The sequence below is a fragment of the Herbaspirillum hiltneri N3 genome (assembly GCF_001267925.1).
Lineage (GTDB): Bacteria > Pseudomonadota > Gammaproteobacteria > Burkholderiales > Burkholderiaceae_D > Herbaspirillum > Herbaspirillum hiltneri.
Window position 1 is genome coordinate 4,552,987 of record NZ_CP011409.1, and the last position, 25,447, is coordinate 4,578,433.

14 protein-coding genes and 3 pseudogenes are annotated in these 25,447 nt (G+C 60.1%); 1 reads left to right on the top strand and 16 read right to left on the bottom strand.

The features are described 5' to 3' along the window. Positions 1 to 139 precede the first annotated feature (139 nt). The 7 genes and pseudogenes from F506_RS20570 to F506_RS20600 form a co-directional block, all read right to left on the bottom strand. Positions 140 to 1,303: a phospholipase D-like domain-containing protein gene (locus tag F506_RS20570; protein ID WP_053200540.1), complete on the bottom strand. Its 1,164-nt coding sequence runs from the start codon at positions 1,301 to 1,303 to the stop codon at positions 140 to 142. An 84-nt stretch (positions 1,304 to 1,387) separates the two neighbouring features. Continuing rightward, positions 1,388 to 2,182: an endonuclease/exonuclease/phosphatase family protein gene (locus F506_RS20575; RefSeq protein WP_053200542.1), complete on the bottom strand. Its 795-nt coding sequence runs from the start codon at positions 2,180 to 2,182 to the stop codon at positions 1,388 to 1,390. 86 nt (positions 2,183 to 2,268) lie between these two features. Further along, the gene (gene nudB, locus F506_RS20580; RefSeq protein WP_053200544.1) at positions 2,269 to 2,757 is read right to left on the bottom strand and encodes a dihydroneopterin triphosphate diphosphatase; all 489 of its coding nucleotides are present in this window, start codon (positions 2,755 to 2,757) and stop codon (positions 2,269 to 2,271) included. A 60-nt stretch (positions 2,758 to 2,817) separates the two neighbouring features. After that, the gene (locus F506_RS20585) at positions 2,818 to 3,726 is read right to left on the bottom strand and encodes a LysR substrate-binding domain-containing protein (protein WP_053200546.1); all 909 of its coding nucleotides are present in this window, start codon (positions 3,724 to 3,726) and stop codon (positions 2,818 to 2,820) included. Positions 3,727 to 3,790: 64 nt separating this feature from the next. Beyond that, positions 3,791 to 5,050, bottom strand: coding sequence for a metal-dependent hydrolase family protein (locus tag F506_RS20590; protein WP_053200548.1), 1,260 nt, complete (start codon positions 5,048 to 5,050; stop codon positions 3,791 to 3,793). A 32-nt stretch (positions 5,051 to 5,082) separates the two neighbouring features. Further along, the gene (locus F506_RS20595) at positions 5,083 to 6,384 is read right to left on the bottom strand and encodes an MFS transporter (RefSeq protein ID WP_053200551.1); all 1,302 of its coding nucleotides are present in this window, start codon (positions 6,382 to 6,384) and stop codon (positions 5,083 to 5,085) included. A gap of 255 nt (positions 6,385 to 6,639) precedes the next feature. Beyond that, positions 6,640 to 7,479: pseudogene (locus F506_RS20600) on the bottom strand (amino acid--tRNA ligase-related protein); the annotation flags it as partial. On the opposite strand from F506_RS20600, the pseudogene F506_RS23360 reads away from it, so the two are divergent. Beyond that, positions 7,457 to 7,753, top strand: a pseudogene (locus F506_RS23360) (sugar ABC transporter substrate-binding protein); the annotation flags it as partial. The pseudogenes F506_RS20600 and F506_RS23360 overlap by 23 nt on opposite strands. Before the next feature lie 83 nt (positions 7,754 to 7,836). On the opposite strand, the gene F506_RS20605 reads toward F506_RS23360, so the two are convergent. The 9 genes and pseudogenes from F506_RS20605 to rpoB all read right to left on the bottom strand — a co-directional run bounded on the left by F506_RS20605 (position 7,837) and on the right by rpoB (position 25,212). Next, positions 7,837 to 9,399 carry a methyl-accepting chemotaxis protein gene (locus F506_RS20605; RefSeq protein WP_053194948.1) on the bottom strand — a complete coding sequence of 521 codons (1,563 nt, stop codon included), beginning with the start codon at positions 9,397 to 9,399 and terminating at the stop codon, positions 7,837 to 7,839. Positions 9,400 to 9,456: 57 nt separating this feature from the next. Further along, the gene (locus tag F506_RS20610; protein ID WP_053194949.1) at positions 9,457 to 10,254 is read right to left on the bottom strand and encodes a BPSS1780 family membrane protein; all 798 of its coding nucleotides are present in this window, start codon (positions 10,252 to 10,254) and stop codon (positions 9,457 to 9,459) included. A 214-nt stretch (positions 10,255 to 10,468) separates the two neighbouring features. Next, positions 10,469 to 11,311: pseudogene (locus tag F506_RS20615) on the bottom strand (GTP-binding protein); the annotation flags it as partial. A gap of 126 nt (positions 11,312 to 11,437) precedes the next feature. After that, complete coding sequence (rpsG, locus tag F506_RS20620; RefSeq protein WP_016836042.1) at positions 11,438 to 11,908, bottom strand: 30S ribosomal protein S7; 471 nt, start codon at positions 11,906 to 11,908, stop codon at positions 11,438 to 11,440. Between the two features lie 147 nt (positions 11,909 to 12,055). Further along, complete coding sequence (gene rpsL / locus F506_RS20625) at positions 12,056 to 12,439, bottom strand: 30S ribosomal protein S12 (protein WP_053200552.1); 384 nt, start codon at positions 12,437 to 12,439, stop codon at positions 12,056 to 12,058. 301 nt (positions 12,440 to 12,740) lie between these two features. Beyond that, complete coding sequence (locus F506_RS20630) at positions 12,741 to 13,874, bottom strand: hemin-degrading factor (protein ID WP_053200554.1); 1,134 nt, start codon at positions 13,872 to 13,874, stop codon at positions 12,741 to 12,743. A 42-nt stretch (positions 13,875 to 13,916) separates the two neighbouring features. Beyond that, positions 13,917 to 16,109, bottom strand: coding sequence for a TonB-dependent hemoglobin/transferrin/lactoferrin family receptor (locus F506_RS20635; RefSeq protein ID WP_407638193.1), 2,193 nt, complete (start codon positions 16,107 to 16,109; stop codon positions 13,917 to 13,919). 469 nt (positions 16,110 to 16,578) lie between these two features. After that, the gene (gene rpoC / locus F506_RS20640; RefSeq protein WP_053200556.1) at positions 16,579 to 20,817 is read right to left on the bottom strand and encodes a DNA-directed RNA polymerase subunit beta'; all 4,239 of its coding nucleotides are present in this window, start codon (positions 20,815 to 20,817) and stop codon (positions 16,579 to 16,581) included. Positions 20,818 to 21,105: 288 nt separating this feature from the next. Continuing rightward, positions 21,106 to 25,212, bottom strand: coding sequence for a DNA-directed RNA polymerase subunit beta (gene rpoB, locus F506_RS20645; RefSeq protein ID WP_053200558.1), 4,107 nt, complete (start codon positions 25,210 to 25,212; stop codon positions 21,106 to 21,108). Positions 25,213 to 25,447 lie beyond the last annotated feature (235 nt).

The following is a 25,447-nucleotide window of genomic DNA, read 5'->3' on the forward strand; positions in this document are numbered from 1 at the left end:
GAAATTGATTGTCTTTATTGATGGGATAGGAATTCCGTTCATGCCGGCAATGTGGCGTCTGGCCGCCTGCACCGGTAAAAGGGAAAGTGCATTATCACCCAGCCTTGTGTAAAGGCAATGACATCCGCGAACACCCCTGTCAGGCGTCCTGCCCCAGGGTGATCACGCGGATGATGCCGCGGTACATCAGGAAGGCGGTGCCGTACCAGAGGCGCTTGTACCACGGCGAATGCAGGAAATCCTGCAGCTGCACCAGCCGGCCTTCGCTCAGGCCGATTTCGATCTCGGTGCGCAGGGTGGCGGCGAAATCGGCGTCGCTGACGACGACGTTGGCTTCCTGGTTCACGAACAGGCTGAGGCCGTCGTAGTTGCTCGATCCGACCGTGGCCCATTCGTCGTCGATCACCGCGACCTTGGCGTGCAGCTGGGTCTTGGTGTATTCGATGATCCGCACGCCTGCCTTGAGGAGTTTAGGATAGAAGGAATGCGCCACCGCATCCTGCAGGTAGAACTGGCCGACGCCGAGCAACAGCGTCACGCGCACGCCGCGCAGCGCGGCTTCTTCCAGCGCGCGGCGCAGCTTGCGTCCGGGCGCGAAATACGGATTGGTCAGGAATGCCGTCTCGCGCGCGCGGCCGAGCGCCTGCAGGTAAGCGCGCTGGATGGTGCGGCGGTTGCGCAGGTTGTCCCGCACCACCAGCCCGGCCAGCGCCTGGCCCGGTTCGGTGCCGTGCTGGGTGTAGCGCCCCATCTTGAAGCGGTCCCAGCGTGCGCGCAGCTTCATCTTGCCGATGCGTATCCACTGGTCTTGCATCTCGCGATGAATCGCTTCCACCAGCGGGCCGCTGATGCGCACCGCGAAATCCCAGCGCGGCGCCGGCAAGGGCGCCCGGCGCGAATCGTCCGAAAAGAAATCGTCGTTGATGTTGAGTCCGCCCGCGAACGCCACCTTGCGATCCGCCACGCACAGCTTGCGGTGGCTGCGCGCGACGCCCCGCTTGAACCAGGGATTGAACGAGCGATGCTGGACGCCGGCGGCGGTGAGCGTGGCCTTGAGCTGCTTGCTCTCCACGCGGCCGGTGCCGACCCAGTCGGTGATGACGCTGACCACGACGCCGCGGCCGGCGGCGCGGACCAGCGCGTCCCGCACCAGGATGCCGGTGTCGTCGAGGCTGAAGATGTAGGTTTCGAGATAGATCTCGGCGCGTGCCTCGTCGATGGCGGCAATCAGCGCCGGGAAGAATTCCAGTCCGCAACGCAGCAACTCGACGTGGTTGTCGCCGCTATAGCTGATCACGCGCATGGCAGATCCGCGCCGTAGCGAAAGTCGGGAGAGAAAGCGAAAAGGAAAGCGGGCAAGTGGCGTCTGACGGAAGTTGGACTGCCGTCATTTTAAGCGCAAGGTGCTGACAATGGGCGCATGGTCCGACAAGTTCGCCCACAGGCCTCCGCGCATGACTTCCGCCGATTCGACTTCGAAACCACGCAGGTAGATGCGGTCCAGCCGCAGCATCGGCAGCGAAGCCGGGAAGGTACGCGCCGGCTGGATCACCGGCTGCATGCCGCCGAGCTTGCGCAGGTAACCCATCAGGCCGTGCGCGGAACCGTGCTGTTCGAACACTTCGCTGACGCCGAGGCGGATGCGCAGGAATTCGCTGAGCTTGTTGCCCCAGTCATTGAAGTCGCCGGCGATGATGACCGGCGCATCCGGCGGCGAGGAAGCGCGCACCGCTTCGATCAGCGCCGCGGTCTGACGGCGGCGGCCGCCCGCGAACAAGCCGAGATGGATCACGTAGCAATGCACCGACACGCCCTCGATATCGACCACGCAATGAAGGATGCCGCGCGATTCATAAGCGTGATCGGAGACGTCCTGGTTGCGCGCCGAGGCGATCGAAAAGCGCGACAGCAGCGCATTGCCGTGATGGCCGTGGTCGTACACCGCGTTCACGCCATAAGCGGCGTGATGCGATTCACCGGCCAGGTATTCATGCTGGGCCTGCTGCGGCCACAGCGCGGCATGCCGCAGCGCGATGCGGTCGTGACGCCCCTGCACTTCCTGCAGGAACACCAGGTCGGCGTCGAGCTGCGCCAGCGCCTGCTTGAGCGCGTGGATGCGCGGGCGTCCACTGAACGAGGTGACGCCCTTGTGGATGTTGTAAGTGGCTATGCGTAACTTCATACGATCGGCAAAACCTCTTGGTGAATTCAAATGGAACTGCGCAAATGGAACTGCGGCCGTCGTCGTTGCGAAGGCGCGCGGACAACTTAAATGTACTGCGGCAGCTGCAGGATCGCTTCGGCGTTCGACGGCGAAAAACACAGGTCGGCCGCAGCGCGGTACGGCAACCACTGGTAGCGCGTATGCTCGCGCGGCGCCAGCGTTACGGGAATTCCTTCCGGCACCAGCAAACCGAACACGTGTTCGAGATTGCGCGTCACGCCGGGCGCATAGCGATGGCGCCAGACCGGATAGATCTCATAGTCGTTTGACAACTTCCAGTCGCTGAGATGATCGCACGGAACCCGATTGGCGGCTGTCGGCGAAACACTGATTTCATCGCTAATCACAATCCCGGTTTCCTCGCCGACTTCACGTTGCGCGGTCAGCATCAGGGGCTCGTCGGGCGTGTCTTTGGAGCCGGTGACCGATTGCCAGTAGCCGGCCTTGTCGGTGCGTTCGATCAGCAATACGTCCAGCGCTGCAGTGTAGATGACGACCAGGACGGACTCGGGGATTTTAAAGGGACGGTTCATTTCTCTTGAGCATGTGACAAGTTGCCAACGTCCATTGTATCCGTATCGTTCCTCGCGCGATCAGTCTGCAACGGCGCCGGCGCTCTCCTCGACCAGCCAGTTGCGGAAACCGCGCGCCGCCGCGTGCTCGATGCGGTCGCGCGGCCACACCGCATAATAGCCGCCGCCGAGGCTGGCGCTGGCCTCGCAGGCGCGCACCAGCAAGCCCTCGCGCATGCAGGCGTCGATCATGTGGCGCCATGCCAGCACGATGCCATGCCCCTCCATTGCCAGCTGCAACAGGATCGGATATTGGTTGGACAGGATCTGATGCTCGATGCGCGCATCGCCAAGATCGTTCTGCGCCATCCAGTTCTGCCACGACATCCACTGGCGCTGGCCGTCCTCCTGCATCAACAAGGTTTCCTGCAGCAGATCGCGTGGTTCCAGCGTGCGCCCCGCGAGATAGGCAGGCGAACACACCGGGAACACTTCTTCGTCATACAGGCGGCGCGCCGCCAGTCCGGACGGCGGGCCATCGCGCAGGAAATAGATGCCCATGTCGAAATCGGTTTCCGACAAGGCGGCGAGGCTGTCGTTGACGATCAGACGCAGATGGCACTCCGGTTGCAGCGCGCGGAACCGCGCCAGCCGCGGCGTCAGCCACAGCACCGCGACGCCGGAAGAACAGGCTACCGTCAGTTCGCTGTGGCCCTTGCGCTTCATGATGTCTTCGGTGACTTCGGCGCAGCCGACCAGCAGGCGCTGCACCTCTTCGGCGTAACGTTGCCCGCTGACGGTCAGGCGCAGCGCGCGCGGTTCGCGGATGAACAACTTCTTGCCGAGGAAACGCTCCAGCTGTGCGATCTGGCGGCTGATGGCGCTTTGCGTCAGATGCAGCTCCGCCGCGGCGCGCGTGAAGCTGCTGTGCCGCATGGCAGCTTCAAACGCAATCAGCGACGGCAGAGGAGGCAGTGGAGAAATACGCATGATGGCGGCCCGTGTTGAACAACTCAGAGCTCCATCATAGAGCGAAAAACATGCCCGCCCGGATTCAGCGTGTGCTGTACGTGTTGCAAGTATTGCGATGCACGCAACCGCCCTGCATCACCAGCGAGAAGTGTTCGCCCTGCCCCCCCAGCAGATGGATGTCGTCCAGTGGATTACCGTCGACCACGATCAGGTCGGCGCGCGCGCCGGCACGCACCGTGCCGAGTTCGCCCTCGCGCTGCAGGATGGCGGCGGCAATTGAAGTCGCCGACCGGATCGCTTCCAGATTGCCGAGGATCTCGGCACGGATGACGAATTCCTGCGACTGGTCCTGGTGCATTTCGCCCAGCAGATCGGAACCGAAGCCCATTTGCACGCCGTGCTCGGCATAAATCTTCAATGAATCGCGGCCGGCCTGGCGCACCGATTCGATCTTGGCCACCGACTCGGCCGGCAAGCCCAGGCGGGCACCGTCGCGCGCCAGCGAGTCATAGGTAACCAGCGTCGGCACCACGAATGCGCCATGCTCGCGCATCACGCGCGCAGCATCGGCATCCACCAGGTTGCCGTGCTCGATGGTGCGCACGCCGCAACGCACCGCGCGCGAAATCGCGCGGCCGGTGTAGGCATGCGCCATGACGTAAGTCTGTGCGGCCTCCGCTTCGGCCACGATGGCGCGGATTTCGTCTTCGCTGTATTGCGTGTTGCCGATCGGGTCGGTCGGCGATGCGACGCCGCCGGAGGCCATGATCTTGATCTGCGTCGCGCCCTTCTGGATCTCTTCACGCGCAGCCAGCCGCACGGCGTCGACGCCGTCCGCCACGCGCGCAATCGCACCGGCGCGGAAGGCGCAAGAGCAAGGCTCCAGCACATCCGAACGTGGACGGAAATCGCCATGCCCACCAGTCTGCGACAAGGCCTTGCCGGACGGGAAAATCCTCGGCCCCGGTACCAGCCCGATGGCAATGGCCTGCGCCAGTCCCCAGTCGGCGCCGCCGGCGTCGCGCACGGTAGTGAAGCCTCGGTTGAGCATCGCTTCGACAATCGGCAAGGCGCGGATCGACGTCAGCGAACCCGGTTGCAAGGCGTTCGCGCCCAGGTTCGCCAGCGATGCCAGCACGTGCACGTGGCAGTCGATCAGTCCCGGCATCACCGTCTTGCCGGTCACATCAATGCGTTGCACATCGGAGGCATCCGGCGCCTCGATGGGTGTCGAAGAGACCTCGATGATGCGGTCGTTTTCAATCAGGACATCGTGGCGAAGCAGCAGGCTGCCATACGCCGGATCGAGGACGTTACCGCCCTGCAGGAGAATCTTGGTCATGAAAAATCAAATCTGAAAAATGAAATCTGAAGCTAAGCGCGTTGCAAATACGACGGTTCGCGCACGAAGCGTGTACCCGCCAGACTGATGGCGGCGGCGATCATCACGTAGAATGCCGGCGCCATGGTGCTGCCGGTGGCGGCGATCAGGCCGGTGATGATGAAGGAGGCGAAACCGCCGAAAATCGTCACCGCCAGGTTGTAGGCCACCGACAGGCCGGTCGACAACACCTTGGCCGGGAACAGTTCTGAGAAGGCAGCCAGAATCGGGCCGGTGTAAGTGGCGATCAGGATGCCGAACACCAGCTGGAACACCAGCAGCGAACCGAGACCCGGCGCGTGGTTGATGTAAGCGAACATCGGATACGCCAGCACCAGGATCAGCAGTGCGGCACCCGACAACAGGCCGCGACGGCCGTAGCGATCGGCGAGGCGGCCCACCACTGGTGCGAACACCATGATGCACAAACCGCCCACCATGCCGGCGATGAAGCCGGTCGACTGCGGCAGCTTGAGCACTTTGATGGAATAAGTCGGCATGTAGAACAGGAGTACGTAAGTACAGACCGTCCACAGGATCACCATCGAAAAACTCGCCGTGGTTTCGCGCGGATAGTTGCGGATGATTTCCTTGAGCGGCGAGTCGGTCTTGTCCTTGGCTTCAAGGAAGGCAGGCGTTTCATCGAGGTGATGGCGAATGTAATAGCCGACCGGGCCGATGATGATGCCCAACAGGAACGGCAGACGCCAGCCCCAGCTCGCCAGCGCTTCGGGACTGAGGCTGCTGGTCACGAAGGTGCCGACTGCGGCGCCCAGCAACACGGCCACGCCGATGCTGGCCTGGATCCAGCTGGAATAAAAGGCGCGTTCCTTGACCGGCGCATATTCGGTCAGGAAGGCTGTGGCGCTGCCCATTTCTCCGCCGGCCGAAAAGCCTTGCAGCAGGCGCGCCACCACGATGATCAACGGCGCGAACAGGCCGATCTGTTCATACGTCGGCGCGATGCCGATCAGCGTCGTACCGGCCGCCATCAGCAGGATGGTGAGCGACAGCGCCGCCTTGCGGCCGACGCGGTCGGCATAGATGCCTAGCAGGATGCCGCCGACCGGACGCATGAAGAAGCCGACACCGAAGGTCGCCACTGCCAACAGCAACGAGGTCAGTTCGTTACCGGTGGGGAAAAACAATTTGGCGATGATGACTGCGAAAAAACTGTAGACGGTGAAGTCGAACCATTCAAGGCCGTTGCCGATGACGGTGGCGATGATGGCGCGTCGGCGCTGGTCGGTGCTGACGACAACCGGCGGCGCGGCGTAGGCGGTGTTGGCTTGCATGGTTTCTCCCCTTGATATGTTCGTCCGATGATAGGACGAGCAAGAAGCAAGCCGGAAATGATATCTGCGCATGTCGCCATGCTTGCAGCGCATGCATGCGGAAAAAATTTATAACAAATCCGCCGCCGCAGCGAGGCATGGGCATGAATTGAATGGGCATGAAAAAAGGCGCAATGCATTGCTGCATGCGCCTTCTTTCGACTTGCCCGTCCACGCCGATCAGGCGTGGACGGTATCGTCATATTTCTGCTCTGCTTACGCCTTGATCGCCGGCTCCGCATTGCGCAAACGGATATGCAGTTCGCGCAGTTGCTTCTCGTCGACCGCCGACGGCGCTTGCGTCAACAGATCTTGCGCGCGCTGGGTCTTCGGGAAAGCGATGACGTCGCGGATCGACTCGGCACCGGCCATCATGGTGACCAGACGATCCAGGCCGAAGGCGATGCCGCCGTGCGGCGGTGCGCCGTATTGCAGCGCATCCAGCAGGAAGCCGAACTTCAGGCGCGCTTCTTCGTCGTTGATCTTGAGCGCGCGGAACACCTTGCTCTGCACTTCGGCGCGGTGGATACGGACCGAACCACCGCCCATTTCCCAACCGTTCAGCACCAGGTCGTAGGCCTTGGCGATGGCGGCTGCCGGGTTGGTCGAGATGAAATCTTCGTGACCATCCTTCGGCGAGGTGAACGGGTGATGCAGGGCGACCCAGCGCTGGTTGTCTTCGTCGTATTCGAACATCGGGAAGTCGACCACCCACAGCGGGCGCCAGACGTCGTCGAACAGGCCGTTCTTCTTGCCGAAATCGCTGTGGCCGATCTTCACGCGCAGCGCGCCGATGGCGTCGTTGACCACCTTGGTCTTGTCGGCGCCGAAGAAAATCAGGTCGCCGTCTTGCGCGCCGGTCTTCTCGATGATCGCCGCCAGGGCTGCATCATGCAGGTTCTTGACGATCGGCGATTGCAGGCCGTCGCGGCCCTTGGCCTTTTCATTGACCTTGATGTACGCCAGGCCCTTGGCGCCGTAGATGGCGACGAACTGAGTGTAGGCGTCGATTTCCGAACGCGGCATTTCCGCGCCGCCCGGCACGCGCAAGTCGACCTATGCGTCGGCTGGCTACCAGAAGGCCTCGCCGTATGCAGATTTCGTCCTCGACGCTATCCAGAGCGCGGACCCCGACAGTCCCACCCTCAAGCCGGTTCCTTACGTGGGCATCCAGCTTGTGACGATTCCGGAATTTACCAGCATCGGCACGGTCACCGGCCAGGCCATCGCGCGCGCGCTGGTGGGCAGGAGCAGTGTGGAAAACGCGTTGAAGTCCGCGCAGACCATCACGACGCGTCTGATGCAGCAGGGGCGCTACATCAAATACTGAAGCGCTTGCGGGGGAAAGAAAAATGGCAGCCGGAGAAAACTCCGGCTGCCATTTTTTGCTGCGATCCTGCAGTGCAGGAAGACTTATTTATGCTGGAATTTGAATACCGAAATCGCCTGCAACAGGCGGCCGGTTTGTTCTTCCAGACTGCCTGCGGCAGCGGCGGCTTGTTCCACCAGAGCGGCATTCTGCTGCGTGCTTTCATCCATGTCGGTGACGGCCTGATGCACTTGCGTGATGCCGGCGCTTTGCTGCTGGGTGGCGACGGTGATTTCGTTCATGATGCCGGTCACGCGTTTGACCGATTCGACGATCTCGGTCATGGTGCTGCGCGCGTCGTCGACCAGGCGATTGCCGATATCGACCTTTTCCACCGAGTCTTCGATCAGCGTCTTGATTTCCTTGGCGGCGCCGGCCGAACGCTGCGCCAGGCTGCGCACTTCGGAAGCCACGACCGCAAAGCCTCGGCCCTGTTCACCGGCGCGCGCTGCTTCGACGGCGGCGTTCAGCGCCAGGATATTGGTCTGGAAGGCGATGCTGTCGATCAGGCTGATGATGTCGACGATCTTCTTCGACGATGCGCTGATTTCGCTCATCGTGGTGCCGGTCTTGGCGACCACGTCGCCGCCTTTGACCGCAATCGACGAGGCCGAGGCCGCCAGCTGGTTGGCCTGCAATGCGCTGTCGGCATTCTGGCGCACGGTGGCGGCCAGCTGTTCCATGCTGGACGCAGTCTCTTCCAGATTGGATGCCTGCGACTCGGTGCGGTGCGACAAGTCCATGTTGCCGGTGGCGATCTCGCGCGTAGCGCCGTTGATCGACTCGACGTTGGAGCGCACGTCGCCGATGATCGCGGTCAGGTTGATGTTCATCTGGCGCAATGCGCGCAACAGCCGGCCGATCTCGTCGTGGCGGTCGGATTCGGCGCGGTTCGACAAGTCGCCGCCGGTGATGGCGTAAGTAGCCAGCAGCGCCGCCTGGATCGGGCGCACCAGCGCACTGTGCAGCGCGTACCAGATGGTCAGCGTGATCAGCATGGTGGCGATGCAGATGGCGGTGTTGAGCATGCTGTGATCGGTCAGGAAGCTGACGCTCGCGGCCACCAGCTGCAGCCCCAGCAGCGTGATCATGGACAGGTTGATGCGGGTGTTCAGCTGGATCTTGCCGAGCTTGGCGATCCAGCCCTTGAAGCCGGTTCTGACGACGTTGCCCTGCTCGATGGCGATGCCCTTGGCCTTGCCCTTGCGCATGTCGGCGTACAGTTTTTCCGCGCCGGCGACGTCCTGGCGCGACGGCTTGGTACGCACCGACATGTAGCCGATGACCTGGCCTTTTTCGCGTACCGGCGTGATGTTGGCCAGCACCCAGTAATGATCGCCGCTCTTGCGGCGATTCTTGACCAGGCCGGTCCAGGGGATGCCCTTCTTGACGGTTTTCCACATGTCGGCGAAGGCTTCAGCCGGCATGTCGGGGTGGCGCACGATGTTTTGCGGTGCGCCCATCAGCTCTTCTTCGTGGAATCCGCTGACTTCGATGAAGTAGGGATTGACGTAGGTAATGTTGCCCTTCAGATCAGTTTTGGAGACGATCGATTTGCCGTCTTGTAATTCATACTCGGCATTGGTGACCGGCAGGTTCATGCGCATCTTATTTCCCCGTGACAGCTGCGTTGTGGTGGTTATTCTTGCTTTTCGGCAAGCACTTTACCTTGCGCCGTCGTTGCTCTCTGGAACAGGTGCTTCGTCGCGCGGGGGCTTGCCAAAGACTGCAGTGTAAGTTGGGTAAAAAGAGCAATACATGACCACGGTCAATATTATCGACAATGGCAGCAAAATAAACACGATCACCGTCATGTTGTTGAACAGCAATGCAACAATGGTGCTGATGGTGGCCGGCAGCAGCACGCCGATCACCAGCCACGCCAGGCCGTAGACCGTGAATGCCTTGGCGGCGCGGCGCACCGCGAAGAAGCTGTAGAACAGCGCCTTGCCCAGCGGCATCTTGTGCCAGGCGATCAGCGGCGCGGCGAACCAGAACGCCATGGCCGCCGGGATGTATACCAGCGCGGCCACGATCATGGCCAGACGCAGATTGCTGCCTTCGATGTCCCTGGGGTCCAGGCCGGGGCCGGTCATGGCTTTCCAGAAGGCGCCGCCGTCGACCAGCGTCGAGACGGCGACCGCCGCGAAGGCCGCCAGCAGATACAGTACGCCCAGCGCCAGCAGCGTGCGCAGCGCCGGCGAACGGAAGCTCACCAGCAGCAGGCTTGGATAGACGCGTTTGCCTTCCTCGATCTGGCGGCAGGCTTGCATGAACGACATGGCGAACACCGGCACCAGGATCAGTGGCAGCAGCTGGCCGATGATGGGCAAAATGCCCAGTGCCAGCATCAGGAACATGTAGCTCAGGAACAGCGTCGACACTTCCGCGGGTTGCTTGCGGAACAGCGCCAGGCCTTCCTTGACCCAGAGCCAGCCGGTTTTTGCAGGCAGTTTTTCCATATCAGTTCGGTCCCGGCAGCGGCGGTACGGCGCCGTTCACGCGCAACCGCAGGATGCGTTCGAAGTGTGTCGGATCGTGCGGCGTCAGCATTTCGGCGGCGCGCGGCAGGTAGAAATCATACAGGCGCGACAGCCAGAAGCGCAGCGCGGCGGCGCGCAGCATGGCGCTCCAGGCCTGCTGCTCGGCCGCACCGAATGGCCGCACCGCGTGATAGGCGTCCAGCATGGCTTGCACGCCCTTGTTCTTGAACGCGGTGCCGCACATCATCGGAACGATTTCGCTGGCGATGGTGCGCTGGCGAATCGCTGCCTTGATTTCTTCTTCGCTCAGGTCGCCGTCTTCCAGGTACTTGTTCATCAGCTCTTCGGATGCTTCAGCAGCCGCTTCGACCATGTTCTCGCGCCATTTTTGAGCTTCTTCCTTCAGATGCTCAGGAATGTCACGGTAGTCGAACTTCATGCCCTGGGAAGCGTCATCCCAGTAGATCGCGCGCATCTTGACCAGATCGATCACGCCTTCGAAGTTGTCTTCGGCGCCGATAGGCACTTGCATAGGAATCGGGTTGGCCTTCAGGCGTGCACGCATCTGGTCGTACACCTTGAAGAAGTTCGCGCCGGTACGGTCCATCTTGTTGACGAACGCCAGACGTGGAACCTTGTACTTGTTCGCTTGACGCCAGACCGTTTCCGACTGTGGCTGAACGCCGCCGACTGCGCAGTAAACCATGCAGGCGCCGTCGAGCACGCGCATCGAACGCTCAACTTCAATCGTGAAGTCAACGTGGCCCGGGGTGTCGATGATGTTGATGTGGTGAGCCGGGAAGTTGTTCGCCATGCCCTTCCAGAAACAGGTCGTCGCAGCCGAGGTAATGGTGATACCGCGCTCTTGCTCTTGTTCCATCCAGTCCATGGTGGCGGCGCCATCATGCACTTCACCGATCTTGTGGTTCACGCCCGTGTAGAACAGAACGCGCTCAGTCGTCGTTGTCTTACCGGCGTCAATGTGAGCGGAAATACCGATGTTGCGGTAGCGCTCAATGGGGGTCTTGCGAGCCATGATTTATTCCTAAGTCTTTAATGCGCGAAACCGAGCGCCATTTTTGTAAAATAGTCGCTCGGCTCGAACAAATTTAGATACAAGCGAAGTCTTTCCAAAAAAGCCGGAAAGCCCCGCGCAGTCTTGTTAGAAGCGGAAGTGCGAGAACGCCTTGTTCGCTTCAGCCATACGGTGAACTTCGTCACGCTTCTTCATCGCACCGCCACGGCCTTCAGCCGCTTCGATCAACTCGCCACCCAGACGTTGCGGCATGGACTTTTCGCTACGCTTGTTTGCGGCTTCGCGCAACCAACGCATCGACAACGCCATACGACGGACTGGACGCACTTCCACCGGAACCTGGTAGTTGGCGCCGCCGACGCGGCGGGACTTCACTTCGACCAGCGGCTTGCAGTTGTTCAGCGCAGCGGAGAACACTTCCAGCGGGTCTTTACCGGTTTTGGTTTGGATATGGTCGAACGCACCGTAGATGATGTTTTCAGCGACCGACTTCTTGCCGGACAGCATCAACACGTTGACGAACTTAGCAACTTCAACATTGCCGAACTTTGGATCAGGCAGGATATCCCGCTTGGGTACTTCACGACGACGTGGCATTTCAATTCCTTTCAGTCTTCAGTTGAGCGCGCAGATAAACTCTTGCCGCACTCGCGGACGGCCATCATAGCCACCCACTTACTCGGCCCGTTACGGACCGACACATTTCACCAGGCTTGCGCCCGACAAAAAACAAATTACTCGATGTTACTTTTTAGCTGCCTTGGCGCGCTTGGCACCGTACTTCGAGCGAGCTTGCTTACGATCCTTGACGCCTTGGGTATCCAGAGCACCGCGAACCATGTGGTAACGCACACCCGGCAAATCCTTCACACGGCCGCCGCGCAACAGCACGACGCTATGTTCTTGCAGGTTGTGGCCTTCACCACCGATGTACGAAATCACTTCGAAGCCGTTGGTCAAACGCACTTTTGCAACCTTACGCAAAGCGGAGTTTGGCTTTTTAGGAGTCGTTGTGTAAACACGGGTACATACGCCGCGTTTTTGCGGGCTGTTTTCCAGCGCCGGCGATTTGCTTTTCACGGTCGCGGAGACACGTGGGTTGCGAATCAATTGATTGATGGTTGGCATCGTTTTATATCCAACAAAATTTACGACGTTAATAACATTAATTCCAGAAACGGTTGCCCGGAATTAAACAAGAAACTTGCACGGAAGAAACCTGTGCACACCGATTTTAGAGAAAACGAGAGAAGCGCCGAAGAAAGCCGGAAGCAGACCAAAGAACGCTTAAGCTCAGGAGAGCCCAAATTCGAGAACTCGCGAGTATATGCCTGAAACGCAAAAGGGTCAAGGGCAGCTCCCTGCGCCCTGACCCCCGTGACTGTTTTACGACGTTTTTGCCACTTTTTTAATCAAGCGGTGCCAAACCTCACGAAGCCTTTGCCAGACTGGCAACAATCTGGCGCCAGGCCGTCGTCTCTTCCTTGTTGCGATCGCGGCGCGAGAAGAAGTTGACAACCTGCTCACCCTTGGCGTCATAGAACTCCACCGAAGTGATCACGCCGTCCTTGGCCGGACGCTTGACCACCCAGCCGCGATCGATGCCGGCCTGGCGCAGATGCAGGTTGAAGTCCGGATCCAGCACGTTGTACCACTCATCGGTCTGCTTCACTTTCTTGATCGTGCCGCTGAAGATCTGCGTCATGCCCGGGTTGCTCACGAACACCATGATCGGCTGTCCTTGCCTGGCGGCGCTGTCGAGCAGGGTCTGCACCGACTGCGCACTGATGCGGTAGGCGGCGTCCTTGCCGATCAGGTCCAGCGCCTGTTCACGCGTGATGCCTAGGTCCTTGAGCAGACGCGGGAATTCATGCACGTCGCTGAGCTCGCTCCAGGTGTCGCGTAATTCCTTGAGGTCGACTTCGCCGTTCGGCTTTTTGACGACCTTGACCGGCGCCTTGTCGACGCTCAGGTGGGCCACTTGCTCGGCCGCCTTGAAATCGGCGACCAGCTTGTCAAACGCCGCCACGCCGGCTTCGTTGTCGAGATACACCTTGTTGACCGCGTTGCCATGCACGTCGAAAAATTGCAGGCTGCGGCTGATCTTGCCTTCGCGGCCGGGCTGCACCACGGCGAACGCCGAACGCCATTGGTCGGTGCCGAAGCGCAGGTCGATCGGACCGCCGGCGAATCCGGTACCCGGAATCACGCGGCCGTCTTGGTTGAGCTTTGCCTGGGTGACCGTACCGACACGTTCCAGTACGGCGCTGTCGTTGCGCGTGATGGCCTTGATCTGACCGAGCTCATGCAAGCGGTCGTACACCGCCTTGTAGGAAGCGCTGCCGTCGCGCAGGCGGGTCGCGCCCTTGCCGACGTTGGTCGCCACCAGTTCGGCTTCCGAGACGTTGAGCTTCTGCGCGGCATCGCGCGGCTGCAGCCTGGGCTGCTCCACGCGCAACGCCGACCAGCGTTCGGCCAGGTTGTTGTCAGGCGTGGTCGAACACGCTGCGATGCTGATGACGCCTGCAGCCAACAGCAACGCGCCCAGTTTGGTGTATTTCATTGAAGGCCTCTTTTCGGTTAAGTGGTTTCGGTTGACGGATGATCAGTATTCGAACTTCATGCTGACGTTGAAGCTGCGACCCGGCTCGGTGTACGCGTCCTTGTTGGTGGCGCTGTCGGCCAGCGACAGGCCGCGTATATCGGTCCAGTTCCAGTACTTGCGATCGAACAGGTTGCGAATGCCGGCGTAGAGCACGGCGTTCTTGCTGAAGCGATAGCCTGAGCTCAGGTCCATGACGAAGAACGACGGCGAGACGAAGTTGGTCGGCGTCGCGATGTCTTCCTTCTTCTTGGACGCGTTGTAGATCACATCGCTTTGCACGAACCAGACCTGCGTCGGCTCGTAGCGCACGCCGGCAACCACCGACAGCGGCGCCACCGATTCCAGTCCGGTTTTCTTGCCGGTCCGGTCGGTTGTCGTGCCCTTGGTATAGGCGAAACCGGTCTTCAGCGACAGGCCGCGTTCCATGCGCCAGTCGAGACGCCCTTCGAAGCCGTGGATTGATGCCTTGGCCGCGTTCACGTACTGGAAGATGGTCGGGTTGAGCACGGTGCCGGCGCCGGCGACGGACACCGAGTCGATGAAGTTGCGATACTCGCCGGCATAAGCGGCCGTGCTGTAGCTGAACAGGCCGGCCGATGTCGGCAGCTTGCCGCGGAAGCCGATCTCATAGGAATTGCTGGTCTCCGGCTTGAGATTCGGGTTGGCGATTTGCGAGTACCCTTGCGACGCATTGTTGAAGTAGGAATTGACCTCGTGCGGCGACGGCGAACGGAAGCCGCGTGCGTACTGGATGTAGGGTGCAAACGCCGGTGCGACTTCGTAGATGAAAGCGAGGCGCGGCGAGAATGCGCTGTCCTTGCTGGTCGACGCCGGCTGGCGGTTTGCGATGGCTTGCGCATCGTACTTGGCGCTGGCCTCCGGCTTGATCTTGTAGGAATCGTAACGCAGGCCCGGCACGATACTCAGCGCGCCGATGCGCATGTCGTCCTGCAGATAGGCGCCGAATACGCTGTACTCGGTTTTCGGGAAGTACTCGCAGTATTGCGTGCCGGTGCAGGTGGTCCAGCCGGTGCCCGACGCCGCCATCTGCAACTTCGCCACGCTGAGGTCGACGCCGTAGGTCAGCTTGTGCTTGATGATACCGGTGTTGAAGCCGCTTTCGGCCAGCACGCCGCCGCCGAAAATGTCGTCCTGATAGCTGATGTCACGGAAACGCGGACGGGTCGGCGCAGCGCCGTTTTCAAAGGAGTACTGGCTGGTCTTCGAATCGCGGTAGTAGAGATTGGCGCGCAGCTTCTGGAACACCGGATTGTCCGTGTCGTCATGCTCGTATTGCAGCTGCAGCTTGTTGCTCTTGACGTCGCTGGCGCTTTGATAGCCCGTGATCGTCGGCGCCGCCACGGCGGAGAGGCTGTCGCCGCGCAACTTGTTTTCCACCGTTTCGAAACTCAGCTTGAAGACGTTGCGTGGATCGATCTTGAACACCAGCTTGCCCAGCGCCGAGCGATTGTTGTAGGTCAGCGGATCGGCTTTGGTGCGCGCCGCGCCGGTGCCGCCGACGCTGCCATTGGTTTCGGTCTCGTTGCCATGGCGCGCATTCAGCACCAGCATGCCTTGCACGTGATCATTGCCGAAGGCCATGGTGCCGGTCGCACCATAGCTGCTGTCGCTGGAATCGTAGGAAGGACGCAGCGCAAAGTAGCTGCTCTTGCCAAATACGTTCAGCAGATCTTGCGGATCCTTGGTGACGAAGTTGACCACGCCTGTCAGGCCGTCACTTCCGTACATCGATGACGCCGGACCGCGCAGGATTTCGATGCGCTGGTACAGATCGGTGTCGGTGTAGGCGCCACGGCCGGCGCTCAACGTGCCCTGGCTGAACGCGCGCGGCAAGGCCACGCCGTCTTCCAGCAACATGACGCGATTGCCTTCCAAGCCGCGAATGTTGATGCCTTCGTTGCCGCCGCGCCCCATGGTGGCTGACGCGCCGGTCACGCCGCCGACGCGATAGACCGAGCGGCGCACTTCCACACCTGGCTCATAGCGCAGGGCATCCTTGATGTCCTTGGCGTTTTGCTGTTCGAGTTCTTCGGCGGTGATCACCGAGACGGTGGCGGCAACCCGGTTCAGGTCGCTGTCGACGCCGCGCGTGGCGGTGACGGTGATTTCATCGAGCGGGCGATTCAGCGCCGCCAGTTGCTGCGTAGTTTGCTGCGCAGTCGCAGGTGTCATTGCCCATTGTTGCAGCACGACGGCCGTCGCAAGGACGAGTTTTTTCTTGCATAGCTTCATGGTAACCATTCCCCTGAGTGAGTTCGGTTACTGGCATGCTGCTAGCTGGCTACCTGGATGTGAATACGAGAGTTTTGCCTGCCTCGCGGCTGCGCTGCGACATGCTGGTCGCGCGGAGTCATTTTGTTTTATTGCGCGGCGTCTGTTCCGATGAAACCGGATGGCGTTGTCGCCGAGCGTTCCCGAGGCTGATTATTTTTAATAAGAATAATTCTTATTCAGGAATTGTAGGACAAAACTTCAATCCGCTCAAGATGATTCGTCAACATTTACGTTTCACTATCCGGCGGCGACACGAAGCCTGCTGCAATGCGTCCGCCCATGAAAAAACGGCGCCGGAATTTCTTCCGACGCCGTTCTTCCTTGCAGTACATCGGCCCCTCAAGGCAGATGTACTGCGATTACATCATTACGCTTCGCCGTCCGCACCGCCGAAAGTCTCGGCAGAGTGCGCTTCGGTTTCGGTCACACGCGCCTGACGCTCGGATTCCAACAGCGCTGCGCGCTCGTCGGCTTCCCATGCGTCTTTTTCCTTGCGTGCACGGTGGAACGCCAGACCGGTACCAGCCGGGATCAGACGACCAACGATGACGTTTTCCTTCAGACCGCGCAGGCCGTCCTTCTTGCCCATGATCGCAGCTTCGGTCAGGACACGGGTAGTCTCCTGGAACGATGCAGCCGAGATGAACGAGTCGGTCGACAGCGATGCCTTGGTGATACCCAGCAAGACGTTTTCGTACGTCGCAGGGATCTTGGTCTCTGCATTGACGCGATCGTTTTCGTCCAGCAGTTCGGAACGTTCGACCTGTTCGCCGGTGATGTAGTTGGTATCGCCCGGATCCACAACCTGCACGCGACGCAGCATCTGACGCACGATGACTTCGATGTGCTTGTCGTTGATCTTCACGCCTTGCAAGCGGTACACGTCCTGAACTTCGTCGACGATGTAACGCGCCAGCGCTTCGATACCCAGCAGGCGCAGGATGTCTTGCGGATCGGCAGGACCGTCGACAATCATTTCGCCCTTGTTCACCACTTGGCCGTCATGCACCAGCACTTGCTTGTCCTTGGTGATCAGGAACTCGTGCTTGGCGCCGTCCATGTCGGTGATTTCCAGACGTTGCTTGCCCTTGGTTTCCTTACCGAACGCCACAGTACCGGTGACTTCCGCCAGCATGCCGGCATCCTTCGGCGAACGTGCTTCGAACAGTTCGGCAACGCGCGGCAGACCACCGGTAATGTCACGGGTCTTTTGCGATTCGGTCGGGATACGCGCCAGCACTTCACCAACGTGAACTTGCTGACCGTCCTTCACTGTAATCAGCGCGCCCACCTGGAAGCCGATCGTCACTGCATGTTCGGTGCCGGCGATCTTGACTTCTTCGCCTTGCTCGTTCAACAGCTTGACCTGTGGACGCAACACCTTGGCAGCGGACGAACCGCGGCGCTTGGCATCGATAACCACCAGCGTCGACAGACCGGTCACTTCGTCAATCTGCTTGGCGACGGTCGAACCTTCTTCGACATTTTCGAACTTCACGGTACCGGTGTACTCGGTGATGATCGGACGTGTCAGCGGATCCCATGTCGCCAATGCAGTACCGGCCTTGATGACCATGCCGTCCTTGACGATCAGGGTCGCACCGTACGGCACTTTATGACGCTCACGCTCACGACCGAGGTCGTCGGTGATCAGCACTTCGCCCGAACGGGAAATGACGATCAGCTCGCCCTTGCCGTTGGTGACGTAACGCATGGTCGCCGTGAAGCGGATGGTGCCGTTCGACTTGGCTTCCACCGACGAGGCCACTGCTGCACGCGACGCCGCACCACCGATGTGGAACGTACGCATGGTCAGCTGAGTACCTGGTTCGCCGATCGACTGCGCAGCGATAACGCCGACTGCTTCGCCGCTGTTGACCAGCACGCCGCGACCCAGATCGCGGCCGTAGCACTTGGCGCACAGACCGTAGCGCGTGTCGCAAGTCAGCGGAGTGCGAACCTTGACTTCGTCGATGCCGAGGCGTTCGACTTCTTCAACGGTGTCTTCGTCCATCAGGGTACCGGCTTCATACAGCGTAGCCTGGGTTTCCGGATTGATGATGTCGGTGGCGGCAACGCGGCCGAGGATACGGTCGCGCAGCGCTTCAATGACTTCACCGCCTTCAACCATTGCCTTCATCGAGGCGCCGTTGGAAGTGCCGCAATCATCTTCGATCACGACCAGATCCTGGGTCACGTCGACCAGACGGCGTGTCAGGTAACCGGAGTTCGCGGTCTTCAGCGCGGTATCGGCCAGACCCTTACGGGCGCCGTGCGTCGAGATGAAGTACTGCAACACGTTCAGGCCTTCGCGGAAGTTCGCGGTAATCGGCGTTTCGATAATCGAACCGTCCGGTTTAGCCATCAGACCGCGCATACCTGCCAGCTGACGAATCTGCGCTGCGGAACCGCGGGCGCCGGAGTCGGCCATCATGTAAATCGCGTTGAACGACTCTTGCGTACCCTTGGTGCCGTCGCGGCGGACCACATCTTCGACCTTTAGCTGGTCCATCATGGCCTTGCCGACGTCGTCGCCGGCCTTGCCCCAGATGTCCACAACCTTGTTGTAGCGTTCGCCGGCGGTAACCAGACCGGACGAGTATTGCTGTTCGATCTGCTTGACTTCGCTTTCGGCGGTCGCAATGATGGTCGCCTTTTGCGGCGGCACCAGCATGTCGTCCACGCAGATCGAGATACCGGCGCGTGTCGCCAGACGGAAGCCCGACTGCATCAGTTGATCGGCGAACACGACCGTCGCGCGCAGACCGCACTTGCGGAATGACGTGTTGATCAGCTTCGAAATTTCCTTCTTCTTCAGTGCACGGTTCAGCACCGAGAATGGCAGACCCTTCGGCAGAATTTCCGACAGGATGGCGCGGCCGACAGTCGTTTCGTAACGCTTGACGGTACGCACGAATTCGCCGGTGACCGGGTCCTTTGGATTTTCAACGATACGTACGGTGACGCGGGTAGCCAGTTCGACTTCCTTGTTGTCGTACGCACGGATGACTTCCGAGACGTCCTGGAACAGCATGCCTTCGTTCTTGGCGTTGATCGCCTCACGCGTTGCGTAGTACAGACCCAGCACGATATCCTGGGACGGCACGATCGACGGTTCACCGTTCGATGGGAACAGGATGTTGTTCGACGCCAGCATCAGCGTGCGCGCTTCCATCTGCGCTTCGATCGACAGTGGAACGTGGACCGCCATCTGGTCGCCGTCGAAGTCGGCGTTGAACGCGGCGCAAACCAGCGGATGCAGCTGGATCGCCTTGCCTTCGATCAGGACCGGCTCGAACGCCTGGATACCCAGACGGTGCAATGTCGGCGCGCGGTTCAGCATGACCGGATGTTCGCGGATCACGTCTTCCAGGATGTCCCAGACCACCGGTTCCTGGATTTCGACCAGTTTCTTGGCTGCCTTGATGGTCGTTGCCAGCCCCATCAGTTCGAGCTTGTTGAAGATAAATGGTTTAAACAGCTCGAGGGCCATCAGCTTCGGCAGACCGCATTGGTGCAACTTGAGCTGCGGACCCACCACGATGACGGAACGGCCGGAGTAGTCGACGCGCTTACCCAGCAAGTTCTGACGGAAACGACCGCCCTTGCCCTTGATCATTTCGGCCAGCGACTTCAACGGACGCTTGTTGGCGCCGGTCATCGCCTTGCCGCGACGGCCGTTATCCAGCAGCGAGTCAACCGCTTCTTGCAGCATGCGCTTTTCGTTGCGCGTGATGATTTCCGGAGCGCGCAATTCCATCAGGCGCTTCAGACGGTTGTTACGGTTGATGACGCGGCGATACAGATCGTTCAGATCGGAGGTCGCAAAGCGGCCGCCGTCCAGCGGCACCAGCGGACGCAGTTCCGGCGGCAGCACCGGCAGCACTTCCATGATCATCCAGTCGGGCTTGATGCCCGAACGCTGGAACGCTTCCAGCACCTTCAGGCGCTTGGCGTATTTCTTGATCTTGGCTTCGGACTTCGATTCCTTCAGTTCCACGCGCAGGGTTTCTGCATCGCGGTCGATGTCGATCGAGCGCAGCAGTTCACGGATGCCTTCGGCGCCCATGAATGCGGTGAAGTCGTCGCCGTACTCTTCGTACTTGGCGGCGTAGTCGTCTTCCGACATGATCTGGCACTTCTTCAGCGGCGTCATGCCCGGATCGGTCACGACGTAGGCTTCGAAGTACAGCACGCGTTCGATATCGCGCAGGGTCATGTCGAGGACCATGCCCAGACGCGACGGCAGCGATTTCAGGAACCAGATGTGCGCAGTCGGCGAAGCCAGTTCGATGTGGCCCATGCGCTCACGGCGCACCTTGGCCAGCGTGACTTCGACGCCGCATTTTTCGCAGATGACGCCGCGGTGCTTGAGGCGCTTGTACTTGCCGCAGAGGCATTCGTAGTCTTTGATCGGGCCAAAGATCTTGGCGCAGAACAGACCGTCGCGCTCAGGCTTGAAAGTACGGTAGTTAATGGTTTCCGGCTTTTTGACTTCGCCGTAGGACCACGAACGGATTTTTTCGGGGGACGCCAGACCAATTTTGATCGCGTCGAATTGTTCGTTTTGCTGAACTTGCTTGAATAGATCGAGCAGTGCTTTCATGTATCACTCCAGGTTGGCGTGAGAACGCTAGGTAATGCTATGTATATCGAGACGGCCGCACCACAATCTGCGCACACCCTGTTCGCACCTGCGGGAGAGCCGTGGCTTGCGCCGGGTTCCGCATGTACCGGGACAGACTTGGTCGTCCTTGACTGCTTACAATTGCTTGTAGCTGCTTGCTGAACTGCTTTGTTGCTTTACTTTACTGCGTCGCCGCCGTTCCTGCCGGCGGCAGGATCAGACGATAAAACAGGGCAAGACGGCCGCGCCGCCTTGCCCCCGGGAACATCAGTCGCGTTCGAGATCGATGTCGATACCGAGCGAACGGATTTCCTTGACCAGCACGTTGAAGGACTCCGGCATGCCGGCGTCGATCACGTGGTCGCCCTTGACCAGGTTTTCATAAACCTTGGTACGGCCGTTCACGTCATCGGACTTCACGGTCAGCATTTCCTGCAGCACATACGATGCGCCGTAGGCTTCCAGTGCCCAGACTTCCATTTCACCGAAGCGTTGGCCGCCGAACTGCGCCTTACCGCCCAGAGGCTGCTGAGTCACCAGCGAGTAAGGACCGGTCGAACGTGCGTGCATCTTGTCGTCAACCAGATGATGCAGCTTCAGGTAATGCATGTAGCCAACCGTCACGGTGCGCTCGAAAGCTTCGCCGGTACGGCCGTCATACATGGTGACCTGATTCTTCGACGGCGTCATGCCCAGTTGCTTGGCGATGTGATCCGGGTATGCCAGATCCAGCATGCGACGGGTTTCGTCTTCGTGCGCGCCGTCAAACACCGGCGTGGCGAACGGAACGCCCTTCTTCAGGTTGGCTGCCAGTTCCAGAATCTCCTGATCGCTGAACTCGTCGAGCGCTTCCTTCTTGCCCGATTCGTTGTAGATCGTGGTCAGGAACTTGCGCAGTTCAGCGATCTTCACTTGTGCAGTCAGCATTTCGCCGATGCGCAGGCCCAGACCCTTGGCTGCCCAGCCCAGATGGACTTCGAGAACCTGACCGACGTTCATGCGCGATGGCACGCCCAGCGGGTTCAGCACGATGTCGGCTGGTGTACCGTCGGCCATGTGCGGCATGTCTTCGATCGGCAGGATGCGCGAAACCACACCCTTGTTGCCGTGACGACCCGCCATCTTGTCGCCTGGTTGCAGGCGGCGCTTCACGGCCAAGTAAACCTTGACCATCTTCTGCACGCCTGGCGGCAGTTCGTCACCTTGTGTCAGCTTCTTGCGCTTTTCTTCAAACGCCAGATCGAACTGGTGACGCTTTTCGGCGATCGATTCCTTGATCGCTTCCAATGCTGTCGCCATGTCGTCATCCGCCGGGCGGATGTCGAACCAGTGGTACTTGTCCAGATCGTCCAGGTACGCCTTGTCCAGCTTGGTGCCCTTGACCAGTTTCTTCGGACCGCCGTTGGCGACCTTGCCGATCAGCATCTTTTCCAGACGCTGGAAGGCATCGCCTTCAACGATACGCAGCTGGTCGTTCAGGTCCAGGCGATAGCGCTTCAGTTCATCGTCGATGATCTGTTGTGCGCGCTTGTCGCGCTGGATGCCTTCGCGGGTGAACACTTGCACGTCGATGACGGTGCCGACCATGCCCGAAGGCACGCGCAGCGAGGTGTCCTTCACATCGGATGCCTTTTCGCCGAAGATCGCGCGCAGCAGCTTCTCTTCCGGTGTCAGCTGGGTTTCGCCCTTTGGCGTCACTTTACCGACCAGCGTATCGCCGGCTTCGACTTCAGCACCGATGTAGGTGATGCCGGATTCGTCCAGACGCGCCAGCTGGTTTTCCGCCAGGTTCGAAATATCGCGGGTGATTTCTTCCGCGCCGAGCTTGGTGTCGCGAGCGACAACCGACAGCTCTTCGATGTGAATCGAGGTGTAGCGGTCATCAGCCACAACTTTTTCGGAGATCAGAATCGAATCTTCGAAGTTGTAGCCGTTCCATGGCATAAACGCCACCAGCATGTTCTGACCCAGAGCCAGTTCGCCCAGGTCGGTCGATGCGCCGTCGGCGATCACGTCATGCTTGGCGACACGGTCGCCAACCTTGACGATCGGACGCTGGTTGATGTTGGTGTTCTGGTTCGAACGTGTGTACTTGATCAGGTTGTAGATGTCGACGCCGACTTCGCCAGCCTGCGCTTCTTCATCGTTCACACGAATCACCACACGGCCTGCATCGACGTAATCGACGATACCGCCACGCAACGCTTGCACGGTGGTGCCGGAGTCGACTGCAACGGTGCGCTCGATGCCGGTGCCGACCAGCGGCTTTTCCGGACGCAAGCAAGGAACCGCCTGACGTTGCATGTTGGCGCCCATCAATGCGCGGTTCGCATCATCGTGTTCGAGGAACGGAATCAGCGACGCCGCCACCGACACGACCTGGCCTGGGGCCACGTCCATGTACTGCACGCGTTCCGGCGAGACCAGAATGGTTTCGCCGGCTTCACGCGCCGAAACCAGTTCATCGGACAGCTTCAGCGAAGCGTCGATGGTCGCATTCGCCTGGGCGATGATGTAGCGGCCTTCTTCGATTGCCGACAGATAGTCGATCTGGTTGGTGACCTTGCTGCCCTCAACCTTGCGGTATGGGGTTTCCAGGAAGCCGTATTCGTTCAGGCGGGCATACAGCGCCAGCGAGTTGATCAGGCCGATGTTCGGGCCTTCAGGCGTTTCGATCGGGCACACGCGGCCGTAGTGGGTCGGGTGCACGTCGCGGACTTCAAAGCCGGCACGTTCGCGGGTCAGACCGCCAGGTCCCAGGGCGGAAACACGGCGTTTGTGCGTGATTTCCGACAGCGGGTTGGTTTGATCCATAAACTGCGACAACTGCGACGAACCGAAGAATTCGCGGATCGCTGCCGAGATCGGCTTCGAGTTGATCAGGTCATGCGGCATCAGGTTGTCCGCTTCGGCCTGGCCGAGACGTTCCTTGACGGCGCGCTCAACGCGGACCAGACCGGCGCGGAATTGATTCTCCGCCAGTTCGCCGACGCAACGGACGCGACGGTTACCCAAGTGATCGATGTCATCGACTTCGCCGCGGCCATTGCGCAGTTCAACCAGAATCTTGATCACGGCCAGGATGTCTTCGTTCGACAAGGTCATCGCGCCGGTCAGTTCATCACGGCCGATACGGCGGTTGAACTTCATGCGGCCGACGGCCGACAGGTCGTAACGGTCTTCGCTGTAGAACAGGCCGTTGAACAGGGCTTCCACCGAGTCTTCGGTCGGCGGTTCGCCAGGACGCATCATGCGATAGATCGCCACGCGCGCAGCGGTCTGATCCGCTGTGTCGTCGGTACGCAGGGTTTGCGAGATGTAGCCGCCCTGATCCAGGTCGTTGGTGTACAGCGTCTGGACTGCATCGATGTTGGCTTCGCGCAGGCGGGCCAGCAATTCTTCAGTCAGTTCGTCGTTGGCCGAAGCGATGACTTCGCCGGTGTCGCCGTCGACGATGTTCTTCGCCAGGACGCGACCCAGCAGGTAGTCTTCCGGCACGGAGATCTGCTTGATGCCTGCAGCTTCGATGTCGCGCACGTGCTTGGCGTTGATGCGCTTGTCCTTCGCGACCAGCGGCTTGCCGGCCTTGTCGAGGATGTCGAAACGCGCTACTTCGCCGCGCAGGCGCTCGGACACGAATTCCATCTCGGCGCCTTCAGCGCGCAGGGTGAAATTGTCGAACACGAAGAAGTTCGCCAGGATCTGCTCGGACGTCATGCCGATGGCCTTGAGCAGGATCGTTACCGGCATCTTGCGACGACGGTCGACGCGGAAGAACAGGATGTCCTTCGGATCGAATTCGAAGTCGAGCCACGAACCGCGGTAAGGAATGATGCGTGCGGAGAACAACAGCTTGCCGGACGAATGCGTCTTGCCGCGGTCATGTTCGAAGAACACGCCCGGCGAACGGTGCAGCTGCGACACGATGACGCGTTCGGTGCCGTTGATGACGAACGAACCGGTGGTCGTCATGAGCGGCAATTCGCCCATGTAGACTTCCTGTTCCTTCATTTCCTTGATGACCGGCTTGGTCGGCGATTCCTTGTCCAGGATCACCAGACGCACTTTGGCACGCAGCGGCGACGCGAAGGTCAGGCCACGTTGTTGGCATTCCTTGACGTCGAACGGCGGCGCGCCCAACACATAGGACAGAAACTCGAGACGCGCAAAACCATTGTGCGAAACGATAGGGAAAATCGATGTAAAGGCCGATTGCAGACCTTCGTTCTTGCGTTGGGACGTTGTTTTGTCCGTCTGCAAGAATGTCTGGTATGACTCGATCTGAGTCGCTAGCAGGAACGGAACGTTGTGGACGTTAGCGCGTTTCGCAAAGGATTTACGAATACGCTTCTTCTCAGTAAATGAGTAGTGCATGGACACTCCGTGAGTGACAGGAAGGATAGAGAGTTCAGGACTCGCCCGGATTGCTTGTCGCCTTGTTGCTGCAATCCGTTAGCAGCGAAACCTCAAGTCTCAGCCCTTCAGTCTTGGTTGGCGCCTTCTCTTGCTTCGCCGGCGAAGCTGGCAAGAAACTGCTGACCATTAACGAACTTGAATTCGACGCAAATTCGAATCGGACTCAAATTCACATACAAAATTACGAAACGAC

Excerpts from the sequence above, each read along its gene's own strand:
- F506_RS20585 (WP_053200546.1), bottom strand. The coding sequence starts at position 3,726 with ATGCGTATTTCTCCACTGCCTCCTCTGCCGTCGCTGATTGCGTTTGAA.
- rpsL (WP_053200552.1), bottom strand. The coding sequence starts at position 12,439 with ATGCCAACCATCAATCAATTGATTCGCAACCCACGTGTCTCCGCGACC.
- F506_RS20605 (WP_053194948.1), bottom strand. The coding sequence starts at position 9,399 with ATGCGCATGAACCTGCCGGTCACCAATGCCGAGTATGAATTACAAGAC.
- F506_RS20575 (WP_053200542.1), bottom strand. The coding sequence starts at position 2,182 with ATGAAGTTACGCATAGCCACTTACAACATCCACAAGGGCGTCACCTCG.
- F506_RS20595 (WP_053200551.1), bottom strand. The coding sequence starts at position 6,384 with ATGCAAGCCAACACCGCCTACGCCGCGCCGCCGGTTGTCGTCAGCACC.
- F506_RS20635 (WP_407638193.1), bottom strand. The coding sequence starts at position 16,109 with ATGACACCTGCGACTGCGCAGCAAACTACGCAGCAACTGGCGGCGCTG.
- nudB (WP_053200544.1), bottom strand. The coding sequence starts at position 2,757 with ATGAACCGTCCCTTTAAAATCCCCGAGTCCGTCCTGGTCGTCATCTAC.
- rpsG (WP_016836042.1), bottom strand. The coding sequence starts at position 11,908 with ATGCCACGTCGTCGTGAAGTACCCAAGCGGGATATCCTGCCTGATCCA.
- F506_RS20590 (WP_053200548.1), bottom strand. The coding sequence starts at position 5,050 with ATGACCAAGATTCTCCTGCAGGGCGGTAACGTCCTCGATCCGGCGTAT.
- F506_RS20570 (WP_053200540.1), bottom strand. The coding sequence starts at position 1,303 with ATGCGCGTGATCAGCTATAGCGGCGACAACCACGTCGAGTTGCTGCGT.
- F506_RS20630 (WP_053200554.1), bottom strand. The coding sequence starts at position 13,874 with ATGAAATACACCAAACTGGGCGCGTTGCTGTTGGCTGCAGGCGTCATC.
- rpoC (WP_053200556.1), bottom strand. The coding sequence starts at position 20,817 with ATGAAAGCACTGCTCGATCTATTCAAGCAAGTTCAGCAAAACGAACAA.
- rpoB (WP_053200558.1), bottom strand. The coding sequence starts at position 25,212 with ATGCACTACTCATTTACTGAGAAGAAGCGTATTCGTAAATCCTTTGCG.
- F506_RS20610 (WP_053194949.1), bottom strand. The coding sequence starts at position 10,254 with ATGGAAAAACTGCCTGCAAAAACCGGCTGGCTCTGGGTCAAGGAAGGC.